Below are 16,100 nucleotides of genomic sequence, written 5' to 3'. Positions count from 1 at the left end.
GACGGTCACCCGGCTGTGGCCACGGTGGCCACAACCGTCTTCGGCGGTCTCACCCCGTATCTCTCGCAGTCGCTGATCGACAGCACTGGGTGGACTCTCATTCCCGGTGTCATGGTCGCCGGAGTCGCCCTCCTGGCCCTGCCGATTCTCTGGCACCTTTCCGAAGACAGCCCCAGGAAAGCGAGTAATCGTCAAGACTTGTGGATCGTGTGTTCTAAGATCTTGGGATGAGTGACGAGCTCCTTCGCCTCACGGTCCTGGGCTGCGCAACGCCCTACCCGAGCGTGCACAATCCTTGCTCCGGCTATCTGGTGTCGAGCGGGGACACCCGTATCTGGGTGGACGCGGGCAGCGGGACGCTCGGCCCACTCCAGCAGCATGTGCGGCTGGACGAGCTCGATGCGATCTGGATCTCGCATTTGCACGCCGATCACAGCGCGGACCTGCTCACCGCGTACTACGGAGCCCTGTACGCGGACATCCACCTCGCAGCGCCTATCCCTCTCTACGGTCCGCCTGGAATCGCCGACCGGCTGGCTGGCTTTCTCACCAACACTCCAGCCCGCAGCCCGATTGAATCCGCCTTCGCCGTTACCGAGTTGCACGACGGGCACCAGGCGGCCATTGGCTCGCTCCGGCTGACCAGCCGGGCGGTGTCGCACGGCATTCCGGCTTTCGCCGTGCGTATCGAGGCGGCAGGCAGATCACTGGTGTACTCCGGGGACACGGCACCGTGCCCGAGCCTCACGGAGCTGGCCGAGGGATGCGACGTGCTGTTGTGCGAAGCCGAGAGTGCACAGGCACCGGTCGAGGGCGAACAGGTGCACCACACGCCCGAGGACACCGGTGACACAGCCAGCACGGCCGGGGCGGGCCGACTCATCGTCACGCACGTCGGCCGCTTCCTCACGCCGCAGCAAGCGCTGGCGCGTGCCTCGGCGCGGTTCTGCGGTTTCGTCGACTACGCCGCCCCCGGCGCCACCTTCTCGATCGGCTAGGCCGCGGCTGCCTCGGGGCGTTCGACGAGGCAGCCGCGTTCAAAGCGGGCCCCAGCGCGGACGAGTGCAACGAGGTGGGGTGCATTCACGGCCCGCCAGCGGGCCTGAGCGGACTCGACGAGCTTGAACACCATCGCGAGGGCGGCGATGCGGGAGCCGGCCCCGTGGGTGACCTTGGTCCGCAGCCGGACGGTGGAAAAGGTCGACTCAATGGGGTTCGTGGTGCGCAGGTGGATCCAGCGCTCGGCCGGGAAGTTGTAGAACGCCAGCAACTGCTTCTGGTCATCGGTGATCTTCTTGACCGCCTTGGGAAACTTCGCGCCGTAGAGCTGGGCGAACGTCTTGATCGCCGCCGCGGCATGGTCGCGGTCCTCGGCGTTGTAGATGTCCTGGATGGCCTTCTTCGCGCCCGGCTGCGCAGACTTCGGCATGGAGTCGAGGGCATTGGCGGTTTTGTGAACCCAGCACCTCTGCTCGCGGGTTTCGGGGAACACCTCGGCCAGCGCCTTCCAAAAGCCCAGGGCGCCGTCCCCGACCGCGAGCACCGGGGCGCGCATGCCCCGGCGGGCGCAGTCCCGCAGCAGGTCAGCCCACAATTCGCCCGACTCGCGATAGCCGTCCTTGAGGGCGACCAGCTCCTTGGAGCCGTCGGCGCGGACCCCGATGAGCACCAGAACGCAGGCTTTGGCCTCCTCCAGGCGGACGTTGAGGTGGATGCCGTCGGCCCACACGTACACGTAGTCGACCTCCGCGAGGTCACGGTCTATGAAGGCGGCGTGATCGGTCTGCCACTGCTGGGTGAGTCGGGTGACGGTCGCCGACGAGAGCCCGGCTGCCGAGCCGAGGAACTGCTCCAGGGCGGGTACGAAGTCGCCGGAGGACAGGCCGTGCAGGTAGAGCAGCGGCAGCACCTCGCTGATCTTCGGCGACCTGCGGCACCACGGCGGCAGGATCGCGGAGGAGAACCGCTTGCGCTCGCCCGTGGCGTCGTCGAGGCGTTTGTCGTTCACCCGCGGCGCCTTCACATCGACCGCGCCAGCCGCAGTGGTGACTTTTCGGGGCTGGTGATAGCCATTGCGGACCACCAGGCGGCGCCCCTCGTCGTCGATCTCATCGGCCAACTCGGCTATGTAGGCGTTGACTTCGGCCTCCAGCGCAGCGGCCAGCAACCGCTGTGCACCTTCCCGGACAATCTCATCCAGCAGCGAACTGTCGCTTGGCGTGGTGCCGTCCTCGTTGACTACCGTAAGCACAGGCGTGCCTTCCCGACCGACGCGGCAACGTCGGCCTTGCTCGATGACCTATCGATCGATCCATCGGGAAGGTACGCCTCCTCCCGTCAGGAGTGATCCACAGGTATTGAGCATTGCTCCAGGAAAAAGCTCCCTACCGTGTTGGCGGGATCGTGCCCGGTCATTCGTAGGATCGGGAGGACCCAGCGGTCCGGGTGTGGCCAGGCCGCGTCGCCGTCCCAGGTGGACCCGGACTTGGAGACGGCCGGCGCACAGCACGGCGCGGCGATCACAGCCAGCGAAGATCCGTTACCGGGAAAGGCGCACTTTTGAATGACCTTCCCGTCAACCATTCACGCGCCAGATAGTTGATTCCCTCTCAGGCGGTTGTCACATGAGGAGGGTTCTCGTTTCAATCAATGAGGTTGGTACGTAGAGGCATTTCCGGCCTGTTGGTGAATCTTTTGGCTGGAAGGTGTCAGTTTATCTCTTGCGATTCTGGTCCGATGGGGACAGTATCTCGGTGCTCGGCAATTCCCCTTTTGGTTCAACCTTCGAGGAGTTGCTCCATGAAGTTCCTGAACGTTCCGCTCGCGGTGGCGGGTGCCGGTGTTCTGGGCCTTTTGGCTCTCGGTGCCCCTGCCGCGCATGCTCAAGAAATTCTCCCGGGTGCGCGGGCGGATAGCGGGTACAGTGTCCTATCGAACGACTCGAGTCCTCAGCAGGTTCTCGACGCCTACGGCTTCGGCGCGGTGAGCGGGACTCCGGTGGTCACCTGGGCTGCCAATGGCGGAGTCAACCAGAGGTGGTCTTTGGTTGATCAAGCGGATGAGACCGTGGGCATCGTGGGTGCGCAGAGCGGAATGTGTGTTGCTCCTTCCGGCTCGCACGGCGCTGTCACGCTGCAGGGGTGCAGTAGTGCGCAGTTCGGTCAGCGCTGGTACGAGGAACGGCGTCCCGGGGGCCGCATCATCTTCGAGAACGCCTTGTTCGAGGGGCAGTGCCTGGACATGGCGGGAAGCTACAGCCAGGCCGTGGTCAGGGACTGCAATGGAAGCGTGAGCCAGAACTGGCGGCTCTTTGCTTCGTAGACGTCCCTGCGGGGCCCGGCTGGTTTCATTCCGGGCGACGGTCTCGCGCTCGTGGTTACCGGGCATGTTCCCTGCCCGGGAATCGGACAGCTTTCCGTGTCTGGCCGCCGGTAAAGGACTGTGAGTTCGGATTTCGGTGGGGCTTCGTCTTCTCTGCTGTGGCCGTGCGCAGCAGAGAAGACATGGGTGGCGGACATCGCTGTCCGCCACCCCGGCAGGCCGGATTGCCTGCAGCCGACCCGGCTATCGGATCCTGGCTCCGCGGTACTGGTCAGCCGTTATTCCGAGGGGCAGTTGTCCCACCGCTGGGAAAGCTCTTTGGGGATTCCGACGCAGCCGCCGCTGAACGGGGCGGCGCTGTGGCTGTAGGCCCAGGGCCGGCCGTCCCGGAGGATGAAGTACTTGCGTGCGCTGCCGTCGTCCTGGATGCCGATCTGCTCCTGGTGCGTCGCGCCCGGGGTGAGTTCGAAGGCGGTTGCGGCGTACCGTGTGTCCCCGCACTGCCCGTACAGGAACTGGCCCGGGCGTGGTTTGATGTGGTGGAAAAGGGAGTTGTGGTTGGTGTAGGCGCGGGTGACCGCCGTCTTGACCGTGGCGGTCGCGACCAGGTTCCGGCAGCCGGTGTTCTTCGCAGACGCGGCCGTCACTGTCTGGCCATCGCCTGCAGCCGTGGTGGCCGTCGGCTGAGCCCTGCCCGGGGCCGCTGCGGCCGAACCGCTCGCATGAACCGAACCGGCACCAGAACCAGCACCGGTACTACTGCACGCGCCGAGCAGAAACATGGCGGACAAGGCGACAGCGGCCGAAGCCATTGCGCGAGGCATGGTGGAACGCATCAGAACTGATCCCCCCAGAAAGAGCAGATGACGTGGAAACAGGCAGGTCATGCCTGTCCCGTGCATGCCATCCTTTCGGCCGTTCTCGACAACGCTCTTGCCGTCCCGTCACAGCCCTGCAATAACAAACCGCGTCCACTACGTCGTCAGCACGTCGGCTGAGCCCGAGGCGGTCTGGGTTTCGGAGGTCTGGACTGACCAGGCCGCGCATGATGCGTCCCTGGAGCCGGAGGACATCAGGGCTCTTGTTGTCCAGGCCCGGCCATTGATCGTGGGCGCCCCCTGAAGATCGGTGACGGTCAGGTGAAGTCGCTGGAGTTGCCGGTCATGGAGTGCTTCGCAGCGGAACGATGTCCGGCCTCCGGGAGGGCATGGCGGGACGTGCGGCCTCCGGGGTGGCCAGCAAAGCGACGATGGTCACCGGCTGCTGGCAGTGCGGACAGTTGCAGGTCGCCGTCGGCTCCAACGGGTCTCGTTTCGCGGTGATTTGGCGGCTGGCGCCGCGACGGTGTGGGGGTTTGGGCGGGGGCAGGAGTTCGGGCAGTGGGGTCAGGCGAGGCCGAACCAGTCCAGGACCGTCTGGACGAGCAGGATGGTGGACATGGCGGCCACACCGACGACGACGGAGGTGGCCGCGATGCGGTAGCGCGGGCTGTTGGCCGCTGTGCCGAGCACGGATCGGCGATTGGTCAGGGCCAGCAGGTAGACAAGGACGATGGGGCTGATCAGGCCCTGGAGGACTTGGGTGCCGATGAGGAGCTGGATGACGTCGACCGGGGTCATGGCGACCACCGCGCCGAGGACGATCTGGGCGGTGAACAGGCCCAGGAACAGGGGCGCGTCGCGGAAGCTGCGGGAGACGGAGCGTTCCACGCCGGCGGCCTCGCCTACGGCGTAGCTCGCGGACAGCGGGACCACCGCGCCCGCGAGGGCGGAGGCACCGATCAGGCCGAGGGCGAAGAGGAGTTCGGCGTTCTGGCCTGCCACCGGTTTGAGGGCTTCGGCGGCCTGGGCGGCGGAGTCGAGCGGGCCGGTGCCGCCGATGGCGGAGGCGGTGGCGATGATGATGGTCAGGCTGATGATGCAGGCGAAGACCGCCCCCGTCACCGCGTCCAGCCTGATCAGCTTGTAGTCCTCCGGCTTGGCGCCCCGGTCCACGACGCCCGCGGCGGCGTAGAACTGCATGTAGGGGCTGACCGTGGTGCCGATCAGGGCGACCGCGAGGAGGATGAAGTCCTTGTTCGGCTCGACGTGCGGGACGACCAGGTGTGTACCGACCTCGGCCCAGTGCGGGTGGCCGAGGATCATCGCGATGGGGTAGGCGAAGAACGCCAGCGACATGATCAGGAAGATGCGTTCGGCCCACCGGTAGGAGCCGAACAGAACGAGTGACCACAGCAGGATCGCGGCCGGCGGGATGACCGCCCACTTGGGTACGCCGAGGAGTTCGAACGCGGCGCCGATGCCGGCGAACTCGCTGACGACCAGGCCCGTGTTGGCCAGCAGCAGGCAGAACACCGCCAGGCCGGTCAGTCGCAGGCTGAACTGCTCGCGGATCAGCGCCCCGAGGCCCTTGCCGGTGTGCGCGCCCAGGCGCACGGCCATCTCCTGCACCATCACCAGGGCGATGGTGACCAGCACCATGAAGAACAGGGTGCCGTACGTGAATTGGGAGCCGGCCGAGGCGTAGGTGGCGATGCCGGCGGCGTCGTTGCCCGCGTTCGCGGCGACCAGGCCGGGGCCGGCGATCGCCGCGACCATGGTGATGCGTCGCCAGCCGGTTCGGGGTGCGGGGGCCGTCGCAGCCGTGGCAGCTGCCGGAGTTTCCGCGGTGGTGTCGAGGTCGCGGGTCACTGCAGGAACCTCCGAAAGTGCAGCCGCCCCCGTTCGGGCAGCAGGTTGTCGAGCAGGTCGTCGGCCAGGATCCGGCCGAGCGGGCGGTCGGTGTCGTCGACCACCAGCAGTGAGGAAGCGCGGGCGGCGACCAGCTCATCGGCGGCAGCGGTCAGCGCGGTGTCCGGACGGACGGTGACGGGTGGGCCGAACTGCGTCCGCCAGGCGACCAGGTCGGCCACGGGGGTGGTGTCCTCCGCTACGGCGAGGTCGAACAGCGCGATGTCGGTGACCAGGCGGCCCTGCTCGTCCACGACGGCGACAGCGTCGATCTCGGTGCGGTGCTCGGCCTGCTCGGCCAGCCGGGCCCGCACCTGAGCGACGGTCTCGTCCCGACCGGCGGTGATCAGAAGGGTGGTCATGGCGCCGCCCGCGGTGCCCTCCCGGTGCGCCAGCAGCCGCCGCAGCTCCGCGGCCTCGCTGGACGGCATGCGCGTCAGCAACGCCTCGCGCTCCTCACGGGTGAGGTCGCGCAGCGCGTCGGTGGCCTCGTCCGGCTCCATCTCGTCGACCAGCCGGGCCGCGTGCTCCGGCTTCGCCTCGCGCAGCAGGTTCTCCAGCTCGGCCGGTTCCATCTCCTCCAGCGCGTCGGCGGCTTGCTCCGGCGCCAGCCAGCCCAGCAGCTGCTGCCGCTCGGCACGGCCCAGGTCTTCGAGGATGTCGGCCAGATCCGCCGGACGCAGCCGGTGCAGCGCGGCCCGAGAGGCGCGCAGCCGTACCTCCGGCGGGCCCTCGGTCGCCTGCTCGGCGAAGGGGGCCACCGCCTGCCAGTCCAGTACCCGCTCCGGAGTGGGCCGGGCCTGCCACCGGCGCGGGCCGAGCCGGCGCAGGAGCGTGGGCAGGGAGACGTCCACGCCGACCAGCACCACCTTGTCGACCAGCGGCGCCAGGTACAGATCGGCGGCGCGAGTGACCTGGACTCCGTCCACGTCGACGAGCTGGTGGTCGAGCACGTCCTTGGCCAGCAGCACCTCGCCGGGTCGGCGGGCGAAGTCGCGCAGGTCGACCCGCGCTGTGCTCAGCCGCACGTGCCCGGCGTGCACCTTGCCTATGGCGTCCGAGGCGAGAAAGGTGCGGCGTCGGCCGATGCGCAGGATCAGGCCGGTGACCGGGGGGTACGAGTCCGACCCGTAGAGCCGGGCGACGACATCGACGACGCGGCCGACCTCGTCGCCGGACTGGTTGGTGACGGGTCCGCCGATCAGGCCGGCGAGCGAGACCAGGGAGGTGCGGACCGCCTTGGAGGCGGTTGCGCGCCGCTCCAGGTTGACCCGGCGGTCACGCAGGCGAGCGGTGGTGGACATGAGCAGAGTGTGGGCAACCAAGGTGAACACCCCCTTGCCCCGGCATGGCGGGGCATCGGGCGGCCCACGGCGGCGCACTTCCTCCCCGAACCGACGGCGGCAGCCACGCCGGGCACACGCCGGTGCGCGGCCCGCCGAGGCCGGTGAGCTGGGCGAACCCCCGACTTGGGAGCCGAGCGGTTCAAGGGAGAGCGGGCTGCCTCGGGCCGCGAAAGGACGGCGCGGACAACACGAAGAGGGGCCGACTATGGCCCGGACTACTGTCCATGTCGCCTCCTCCCGGTTCCGGCCGCGCACTGGGCGTCGCGGTCGTGCGGCAAGGGGCAGCCGGGCACGTTTGCTTCCGGCACACCCCAACTCGTCTGAGCTTTGGCACTCCACGGCGTAATCCCCTTGCAGAGGAAGCCACTTGGGGTCACCCCTTGGGCCGGGGAGACCTGTCCTGATCCGGAGCGTCTCTCGACGGGTGGGATCAGTGGCCTGTGTCCGTGAAGACGCCTCACCGAACGAGGTGTCTGTTCAAACCGTCCAAAGACTACGCCCGCGCGGCACCGTGTCCCTAATCCATGACCGGTCCTTGACCTACGGCACCAGGCCGCGAAGGTCTCGGCTCTCTTCGGCTCCCCGGCCCCCGCCGCGAGCGCGCGGTTGGGGCGGACGCCGAGGAGTGGCAGAAGGAAGCTGTGCGTGCCGCCGGGGCGGCGGACTACTCCTGGGGCGAAATCGAGCAGGCGCTCATGACGAGCAAACAGTCCGCACACCAGAAGTTCCGGAAGCACGTGCCTGAAGAGCAGAAGAAGCAGGAGCCGACAGCGCAGAGCTGACCTTGCATGTGGCGGGGCGCCATCGCCTCGTGGACGAAGTGGAGGAAGACCGGGGCGGCGCGGGAGCGGAGGCCCCGGCCTTGGCTCTACTCTCGGCTGCTCGCTGTGACCGGGAAGTCACCAGCAGAGCCGTCACTCCACATCGAAACACTCTCACGAACGGAAGCGCAAGTTCGTCCAGTCCGGCGAGATCATCCCCGAAGGCGACGACTGATGGCCGGCCCCACAGGCCGCGGCGACTGCCTGGGCGCCGCCCTCAACGATCTCCTGTGCTCCCAGGTCACCCCCCCCGACACCGGCTGTCGTCGTACACCGCCAAGCACTGGCACGCACAGCTCAGCCAGCTCACCGCAACCCACCGCGGGCAGCGGGCCCTGGAAGACGCCGGCCTCCACGTGACCACCGAGACCCTCATCAACTGGCTGTCCGACTCCGAGTACAACGTCCGCCGCAGCTACCGCGACATCATCCACACCGCCTACGAGAACACCGCCATCGTCCCCGCGGAGCCGATCCCCGACCACGTCAAGAACGGTCAGTTCGAGATCAGCGGCAAAGTCAAGACCGGCAATGACGAGCGCGAGCGCGGCACACGACGGGCCGCACCCCTGCGTATCGACGGCAGCAGGGGCACCTGGAACGAGATCGAGGAACTCTGGCTGGCCGGCGAACTCACCGACGACCAGTTCGAGGACCACTTCATCGACGACGTCATCGTGGCGGACATCGGCGAAGGCACCGACGGATGGGAGTTTCCCGGCACCTCGTACTCCGTCGAACTCAGGTAACCGCTACGCGTCCGGCCCCTCAGGACGGGCCGGACCGGGCTCCTGAAATGAGGGCCATAGGGCCGCGAGTACGATCTTCCATCGTTTCAGCGGTGTGTGGTAGCGGGGAGAGGCAAGCGGATGGGTGACTCGTCGGACGGGATCGGTGAGCCGTCGGTGTCGAGGGAGGGGGCTGAGCCTGAGCGGGTGGGCGACGTAGCCGACTCCGGTGTTTCCGGCTCCGGGGATGCTGGCTCTGGGGGTGGCGGGTTGTCTGTGGTGGGTTCGTGGTGGCGGCGACATCCGCGGTGGAGTGTCGCTGTCGCGATGACCGCGGTGGCGGGGGCGTTCGCCGGGGGTTGGTTCGCCGCGCCGCCCGACCTCACGTACACGCCGGCTGTGCCGGCCTCGCAGCCGGTCGTGGTCACCGGGACGCATGCCCGGGACTGGAAGAACAGCGACGTCTGGCCGACGCTGGGCAACCGGGCCGGTGACCGCGGACCGGGCCATGAGGCGATGGAGATATGGCTTTCCGGCGGCTACGGCCCACACTCCAGGCTCATCGCGACCGGCCAGGACAGCCGCAGCGCGCCGTTCTATGGCGCGTACGACCCCTCGGGTCAGGTCCTGTTCTCCGGCACGGTTCCGGGCATGCCACGCGTCACCCTTGTCGACAGCGGGGGCCAGCTGCTGCGCTACGCCACGGGGAACATGCCGGACAAGACTGTCTATACCGCGCCCGACCCCCGGGCGGATGGCGTCGCCATGGAGACTCCTCCGCTGGCGCTGAACTGGAACACCGACTCCGGTGAGCCCTTCCCCCTGGCGGTGCCGCCGTGGCTGACCCACCTGCAAGTGGAGGGCATCAGCGGCAAGGACGCCACCTGGCGGCCACTGAAGGTAACCGACGGACTCAGCGCACCGATACCGCAGTTCAACGCGGCAGTTGGCAGCTCGGACATGGTGGACGCGAAGGGCGACTGCGGCTACGGGGCGCTGATCCGTGCCGACAACACCCGCGAGGAGGGCAGCGGCAAGACGGAGACGTTCGCCTACCGCCCGGGCTGGCCCTACGCCGTGCGCCTGACCTACCTGGCCGACCGCAACCAGTACCGCGGCGCCGCGCCCCTGGAGCAGGAGTACATCCGCCGGATGGCCGGGGCGTTGCTGTGCGACGGGCCGGGCATCGACAGGTTCAGGCCCGCCTCGGAGGTCATCTGGCGTCCGCTGTGGCGCGGCACCCCCGATGGGGGCGGGGACGAGGTGGCCGTGCTTGACCAGGAGGTGTCATACCCCCAAGGACAGGGCTATCTGAACCACGACCGTGACGGCATGATCGAGGTCGGCGTCCACAAGGCATCCGTGTTCAACACGCTCGTCTCGAACTACGAGAACAGCACCGCACCCGAGACCGCGGTCAGTGTCGGCTGCCTCAAGAGCGCCACCGGCATCGTCGTCGTCGGCCCGGCTACCGCCGGGACCACTCGCCTCGTCGACCCGGCCACCGGCGACCACTGGACCGCGCACGGCAACGTCCTGCGGGTCCCCAAGAGCCAACTCCCCGCCAAGAGCGACGACTTGGCGGCCTCCGCAACCACCGCAGGCAAAGACGGCCAAACCGACACAGGCACCTGCACCTGGCCGTAACACCTCCGCGACGTGGCCGGGGCGGCATAGACGCCATCGAAGCAAGGACGCCGCCTCACGCCGCGAGCCCGGCCGCGCCACGCGATCACAGGCGGTGCAGGGGAGCCGTGCTGTCGACCCAGTGCCAATTCGCCGGCTGCCACTGTTTCTTGAGGGCACTGCGTTCCTTGGCGTAGGAGCGCAGTGCGTCTTCCACCGCCTGGCCGAGGCCGCCGAGGGAGGCGGGGCACGGGATGCGGAGCAGCAGGTGCTGCGTGCGGTGCACGAGGATCAGCTCGCCCGCGGGGGTGCAGTCCACGAGCGTGAAGTGCTTGAGCAGCTTGTACCGCGCCTCTTCCAGGTCCAGTCGCTGGGCTCGGACTCCCGTGGTCGACCAGGCGAACAGTCCGTAGCGGTTGAGGTGGTAGATCCGCTCGCGTACGGGGTCGGCGGCGATCTCGAAGCAGAAGCCGGTGAAGGGGCTGTCGCGGTGCAGGTCCATGCCGCCGAGCTGTCCGACGATCTCGCCCTTGTCGCTGACCAGGACGAAGGCGAAGCGCTGGCCGCGGCTGCCACCTCGGTAGATGTGTCCGTAGACGGGAACGACGAACAGATCCTCACGGACCACCGCGGGCCGGCCCAGCCGCGCGTCGTCCCAGTCCCACCGCCGCGCGGTCTGCTCGAGCCCGGTGAGGTGCTCGGTCAGCGAGGGCCGCGGCCGGTGATCCATGCCGACCGGTTTGCCGTCGAACAGTATGTCCGGCCTCAGATCGGCTTCGGTGTGCTTGACCGGTTCTGCCTCCATCGAGGCCAGGGCCCGCAGTTTCGGCTTCGAGGTGGAGGTGAGGGGCCGGTCGCTGATCGACACGATGTTGTCGAGTAGGTTGCCGTAGTTGTAGAGCCCGTACTCGCCGGTCGTGCACAGCAGGCGGCCTGCCGGAGTCGTGCTGATCCAGGCGGCGAACGGGTCGCGCGTGCCGTCGTCGTGCCGGCTGCGGGGCATGCCGTGGTGCGCAGTCACCGCCGTGAGGTCCGCGGTGATCAGATGAGTGTGGTCTCCGGGCCCGGTCGCGGCGAGTGTTCCGTCGGGCAGGACGCACAGTCCCCTGGCCCACCACAGGTCCGTGCCCAGCCCGGTCGTGGGGCCGCCGAACGTCGTGTCCTGGCGCAGGTACTCGTCCTGCCCGGAGACCGCGGTGGCGAGCAGGGTGCCGTCGGGGGCATACCGGGTCACCAGTGAGTAGCCGAAATGTGCCTTCGCCGCGGCGGCTTCCTCGTCCGCCACTCCGTAAGTGTGGCGGTGGACGTGGGAGAGGGCGTAGATCTCGCCGGAGGGGGTGGTGGCGACATCGTTGACCTTCAGGCCCCAGCCGTCGGTGTACCTGCGTTCCAGGTCGATCGCATGGTGATTGACGAGCGCGGACGGCAGTAGCACGGGTATGGCGTGAGTCATCAGCCCATTCTCATCGGCCCCACTGACAACGCCCCTCTGCGCCCCGAGCCTTGCGTAGCGCTCTGAGGCGTTTCCTGCGCGGTCAACCCCCGCCCCGACGGCGCCTTCGACAGCACCGACCGGACGCGTGCGCTGACCGCGCCCCGCACATCCGCTGGGCTACTTCGCGGTCAGCGCACCCTGACGGTCTCGGTCGGCCCGACCATTTGCAGGCGGAGCTTGTTCGAGCCGAAGTCGGCCTCGTAGAGCGCGCCGCGGAACTGCAGTGTGCCTCGGTGCTTCGCCTGTACCCAGGTATCGACTGCGCCGCCAAGGCCGATGCCTCCGTGAGCGCACTTGACCGTGTGCCAGGACCCTTTGCCCTGCCGCTGTTGTACGCAGAACTTCTGAAGGACATCGCTGTCGTTCGCGGCGTACCCCTTCACGTGGACGCGCGCGCCGACCCTCACGGTGTGCGGGCTCACCTTGAAGTCGTAACTGATCTTCGCGGAAGCCGTCACCGCACTCAGCCCGAGTGCCGTTATGCCGACTGCCGTAACGACGGCCGCACGCGCGGCGCGCCGATTGAGAAGGCCCATGGTCTGTCTCCCCCTGCGGATGGTGTTGTGCTCGGCAACCGTGAGATGACGGAGAACGCGAACCTCTTCCTCGGCCCGCAGCCGCCCTATCAGGTCACCGATCGCAACCTGTCAGAGGGAGAAGGCGGGAGCGCCGTTGCCCCGCGATTCGTCATTTCTGGTGGTTCTCGCCGAGTCTGCGCACTCGCCGAGACGGGACATCACCCGTGCTGCCCCAAGGGGTCACGCCGGTCGCGTGCCCCCTTGCGACTGAGGCGCGCTCGGTCGCAACTGTGGGGCAAGAGCCCCGCCCGGCTCTTTCACGACCAGGCCGCGGCCGATCCGCGTGGTCCAGAAGCCCACGCAGGCACCACCCGCTCACCTCCGGGCGGTGCCTGCCGCGCGGTGCTTTCGAGACTCAGGCCTTTTCGACCGCAACCGCGTGTCCTTCGTGTTGGTCGTCGAAGTGGAACTCGACGCGGTCCCCCTGCCGCAAACGCGGGCCATCGGTGGGATTCAGGAGGTCGCCGATGGTGAAGTCCAGCACGGGACCACCTTCATCGTCCCGGATTTTCCCCTCAGCCCGATCCCACTCTTGAATCTTGCCTCTGGGCATGGCCGTGTCTCCTTCGTTCGATGGGGGGCGAGTCCCGGTCCCATGCCGGGCTCGCCTCATCGAAGCCGAACCCACGTGCGACAGCGACCGCTGTGCGCCGAACGGGTGTCGGCGGCCACCAAGCCCCCTCCGGGGCTCCCGATAGGGCCTGGCACCTCCACGTGGCAGGACTGCGCCCCTGCCGCTATCGGCCGACGTCGCGGCGGCTGCGGACGGCCTTCCACGCCGGCCCGGTGAGATCGACGACCACCATCCCGTCTGCAGTCTCACGGATTGTTCATGCGGCTGGGCGCTTCCAGGCCCACATCGAGGGCCGTGTTCCTTCACGGCCTTGCACACCGCGCCAGGGAGAGCCACTGGCGGGGCTCCTCCGTGGCGCGGTGTGGTGGTCCGTGGGCCCGCCTCGGGAAGGGGCGGGCGGGGGTGGGGCAGCGGCTGTCTTCGGATTCGGCCCCCGGCCTCATCAGCCTGCCGGCGGTCTCGCCGAAGCCTTTCGGACACTTGTTTCCAACTCCTGACCCCCGCCCGCCGGTTCTCCCTGCCCTTACAGGTAGGCGTGACTGCCCGTTCGTCCCTCGTGCCGCGCGCGTGTGTGCTGGTAGACAGGAAGGTCGATCCCCGAGGAAGAGGAGCAGCCGTGCGGGCACGGAGAAGTCGGGACAGCGAGCGGGAACCCCTGGCCTTGCCGACAGCAGGCGCGAAGCGGCCGGTGGCGGGTGCGGCCGGGCCGCTCGGTATGCAGCCGATGATCGGCAACGCCGCGGTGGTGCAGTTGCTGCGGCGAGCCGGGCGCCCCGGGGCGCTGGACCGGCACCGGCACGGACCCGGATGCGGGCACACCGAGGAGCCGAGGCAATCGGAGCCGTCTCCGCAGTCGGCGCAGTCGGCGGTGCAGCGTTCGACGGTGCTCGGCGTGCTGCGCGGCAGCGGACGGGCCCTGGACACGACCACCCGTACCGACATGGAGAGCCGTCTCGGCGCCGACTTCTCCGACGTACGGCTGCACACCGGCGCCGAGGCCCGCCGTTCCGCCGCCGAGATCGGTGCGCGTGCCTACACCTCCGGCAACCATGTCGTCATCGGCGACGGCGGTGGCGACCGGCACACCCTCGCCCATGAGCTGACCCACGTCATCCAGCAGCGCCAGGGCCCCGTCGCGGGCACCGACAACGGCGACGGGCTGTCCGTCTCCGACCCCGGCGACCGCTTCGAACGGGAGGCCGAGGCCAACGCCCGGCGCGCGATGAACGGTTCTCCCGTCGCGCGGACCGTCGACGCCGACCGCTCCGCGCGCGGGGGCGACGGCAGCGCCGTCCAGCGGATGAAGCGCACCCGCGAGGAGAGCACGGAAGGGGAGATCTCCGAGGACGCGGTCAACCTGATCGCCGCCTCCGCCGGGCGGGAGGACACCTACGCGGGCGGGCAGGGGCGCAAGCTCCCCAAGACGCCCGAGGAGGCCGCCTGCTGGGAGTGGGCCGTGCGGGCCGCCGCGGACTCCGGCGGCCTCGACCGGGGTGAGTACTGGAACTACCTCATCGGCCTGAGCGAGGAGGACGACGTACGGGAGCTGGACCAGGTGGAGCCCGTGGTCAGAAGCGATCTGGACCGGTTGCGGGACGACATCACGGCCGCGGGCATGCGCTTCGACCCCGAGACCTTCGACGCCCAGCACGACGAGGCCGCGATCCGCCCCCTCATGGAACGGGCGGTCCGGACCTTCGTGCAGTCCCACGGCCTGCGGATCGACGCCGCGAACCCGGCGGGCTGGATCATGTGCCACTACCGGATGGACGGCGCTTTCGGCGTCCCCGAGCACTTCTGGATCGAATTGCCCGTCCCGAGGGGCGGACGGGTGCTTCTCCAGACCGTCCCGGACATCCCGTACATCGAGGCAGGCGGCACCGATCTGCGCTGGCACGACGAGAACAGCGTGGCAGAACGGCAGGAAGGCCACGCGACCTACCAGACCATCGAGGTGCCGGTCGCTGCGCTCAAGGGCCGCCACTCCGAGATCATCAACGGCATCATGGCCAGGGGCCGACGCACCCGGCGCAAGCCGACGGAGTCCTCCTCCGGAACCTGACGGGTCCTGCGAGCCGGACCCTGCCGGTCACCCAGTCCGCCTCATCAGCCCCGGCAACCGGGTCACCGGTCCCGAGCCGCCCGCGATGTTGATGGAGGGATCGGGGTGAACGGTCCCGTCCCTTGCGGTGCGGTGCCCCGGGGTAGGAGGAGAGCAGTATGGCCACTGGCACGGTGAAGTGGTTCAACGTGGATAAGGGCTTCGGTTTCATCACGCAGGACGATGGCGGGCCGGACCTGTACGTCCATTTCTCCGCCATCCGGACGCCCGGCTTCAAGGAGCTGCACGAGAACGACCGTGTCGAGTACGACCTCGGCCGGGGGCCCAAGGATCCCCATGCCGAGAACGTCACGGTCCGCAGGGACTGGAGGGACCCGCCACGGCGCGGGTGTCGACGTACCCCAGCCGGCCGCGGCTCGCTGACCCGCTCCACGCATTGCGTCACCCCGCGAGCCGTTTCGTCAGTTCCCCCTGGCTGCCGGGACGGGCTGCGGTGGGCTCGGCGGCCAGGTCGGCATCCGCCAGGGGCGGGGAGCGCCCGGCTGGCCCGCATCGGCTCCAGCCAAATGACGTGGCCGGCGTCGGGCTGGGCGCCGCGGCAGGGCGGCCGCGGCGCAGAGGGCGTGCAGCGTGCACGGGCGCTCGCGTCCGGCAACACACCTCAGCACCGGCCAGTAGCCCCATGTGGACGTTCACGTATTGCTGATCGTCGACACCCCAGCCGCTCGCTCTGTTCGGCTTCAGGGAACCCCACCCACCCCGTCCTGTTGATGGTCTGCATGTGGCTGTCAGTGACTGATCGTCATCGTGGTGTCAGTGG

Annotated in this window: 12 protein-coding genes, 1 pseudogene and 1 riboswitch; of the genes and pseudogenes, 6 read left to right on the top strand and 7 right to left on the bottom strand. The window is 68.6% G+C overall.

Annotation, left to right across the window (positions count from 1 at the left end; genetic code table 11):
• Positions 1 to 227 precede the first annotated feature (227 nt).
• Positions 228 to 998 carry an MBL fold metallo-hydrolase gene (locus tag AB5L52_RS04175; RefSeq protein WP_369362660.1) on the top strand — a complete coding sequence of 257 codons (771 nt, stop codon included), beginning with the start codon at positions 228 to 230 and terminating at the stop codon, positions 996 to 998.
• Here the strand turns inward: AB5L52_RS04175 and AB5L52_RS04170 are convergent.
• Positions 995 to 2,251 (bottom strand): IS256 family transposase, encoded by a 1,257-nt coding sequence (locus AB5L52_RS04170; protein ID WP_369362659.1) that lies wholly within the window; start codon positions 2,249 to 2,251, stop codon positions 995 to 997. The two genes, AB5L52_RS04175 and AB5L52_RS04170, sit on opposite strands and share 4 nt — an antisense overlap.
• Before the next feature lie 548 nt (positions 2,252 to 2,799).
• On the opposite strand from AB5L52_RS04170, the gene AB5L52_RS04165 reads away from it, so the two are divergent.
• On the top strand, positions 2,800 to 3,321 hold the full coding sequence (locus AB5L52_RS04165) for an RICIN domain-containing protein (protein ID WP_369362658.1): 522 nt from the start codon (positions 2,800 to 2,802) through the stop codon (positions 3,319 to 3,321).
• Positions 3,322 to 3,599: 278 nt separating this feature from the next.
• On the opposite strand, the gene AB5L52_RS04160 is transcribed toward AB5L52_RS04165, so the two are convergent.
• The 3 genes from AB5L52_RS04160 to AB5L52_RS04150 form a co-directional block, all read right to left on the bottom strand.
• Positions 3,600 to 3,968, bottom strand: coding sequence for a hypothetical protein (locus AB5L52_RS04160; RefSeq protein ID WP_369362657.1), 369 nt, complete (start codon positions 3,966 to 3,968; stop codon positions 3,600 to 3,602).
• A gap of 738 nt (positions 3,969 to 4,706) precedes the next feature.
• Entirely contained in the window at positions 4,707 to 6,011 is a 1,305-nt protein-coding gene (locus AB5L52_RS04155) for an NRAMP family divalent metal transporter (protein WP_369362656.1), read from the bottom strand.
• Positions 6,008 to 7,354 (bottom strand): CBS domain-containing protein, encoded by a 1,347-nt coding sequence (locus AB5L52_RS04150; protein WP_369362655.1) that lies wholly within the window; start codon positions 7,352 to 7,354, stop codon positions 6,008 to 6,010. Before AB5L52_RS04150 ends, AB5L52_RS04155 begins: the two co-directional genes overlap by 4 nt.
• A gap of 345 nt (positions 7,355 to 7,699) precedes the next feature.
• Positions 7,700 to 7,872, bottom strand: a riboswitch (M-box (ykoK) riboswitch).
• Between the two features lie 575 nt (positions 7,873 to 8,447).
• On the opposite strand from AB5L52_RS04150, the gene AB5L52_RS04145 reads away from it, so the two are divergent.
• Both AB5L52_RS04145 and AB5L52_RS04140 read left to right on the top strand, forming a co-directional pair.
• Positions 8,448 to 8,966, top strand: coding sequence for a hypothetical protein (locus AB5L52_RS04145; RefSeq protein WP_369362654.1), 519 nt, complete (start codon positions 8,448 to 8,450; stop codon positions 8,964 to 8,966).
• A 306-nt stretch (positions 8,967 to 9,272) separates the two neighbouring features.
• Positions 9,273 to 10,592, top strand: a complete 1,320-nt coding sequence (locus tag AB5L52_RS04140) for a hypothetical protein (RefSeq protein ID WP_369362653.1) — start codon at positions 9,273 to 9,275, stop codon at positions 10,590 to 10,592.
• An 85-nt stretch (positions 10,593 to 10,677) separates the two neighbouring features.
• Here AB5L52_RS04140 and AB5L52_RS04135 read toward each other — a convergent pair whose 3' ends face one another.
• From AB5L52_RS04135 to AB5L52_RS04125, 3 genes are all read right to left on the bottom strand, one after another.
• Positions 10,678 to 12,024 carry a hypothetical protein gene (locus tag AB5L52_RS04135; RefSeq protein ID WP_369362652.1) on the bottom strand — a complete coding sequence of 449 codons (1,347 nt, stop codon included), beginning with the start codon at positions 12,022 to 12,024 and terminating at the stop codon, positions 10,678 to 10,680.
• Positions 12,025 to 12,194: 170 nt separating this feature from the next.
• Positions 12,195 to 12,602, bottom strand: coding sequence for a hypothetical protein (locus AB5L52_RS04130; protein WP_369362651.1), 408 nt, complete (start codon positions 12,600 to 12,602; stop codon positions 12,195 to 12,197).
• Between the two features lie 397 nt (positions 12,603 to 12,999).
• On the bottom strand, positions 13,000 to 13,197 hold the full coding sequence (locus tag AB5L52_RS04125; RefSeq protein WP_369362650.1) for a hypothetical protein: 198 nt from the start codon (positions 13,195 to 13,197) through the stop codon (positions 13,000 to 13,002).
• Positions 13,198 to 13,933: 736 nt separating this feature from the next.
• Here AB5L52_RS04125 and AB5L52_RS04120 point away from each other — a divergent pair.
• A complete protein-coding gene (locus AB5L52_RS04120) occupies positions 13,934 to 15,280 on the top strand; it encodes a DUF4157 domain-containing protein (protein ID WP_351031868.1) in 1,347 nt (448 codons plus the stop codon).
• A 158-nt stretch (positions 15,281 to 15,438) separates the two neighbouring features.
• Positions 15,439 to 15,633, top strand: a pseudogene (locus AB5L52_RS04115) (cold-shock protein); the annotation flags it as partial.
• Between the last annotated feature and the right edge of the window lie 467 nt (positions 15,634 to 16,100).

The organism is Streptomyces sp. CG4, assembly GCF_041080655.1.
Taxonomy (GTDB): domain Bacteria; phylum Actinomycetota; class Actinomycetes; order Streptomycetales; family Streptomycetaceae; genus Streptomyces.
The sequence above is the reverse complement of the archived record's forward strand: the minus strand, read 5'-3'. Positions and strand labels throughout refer to the sequence as shown.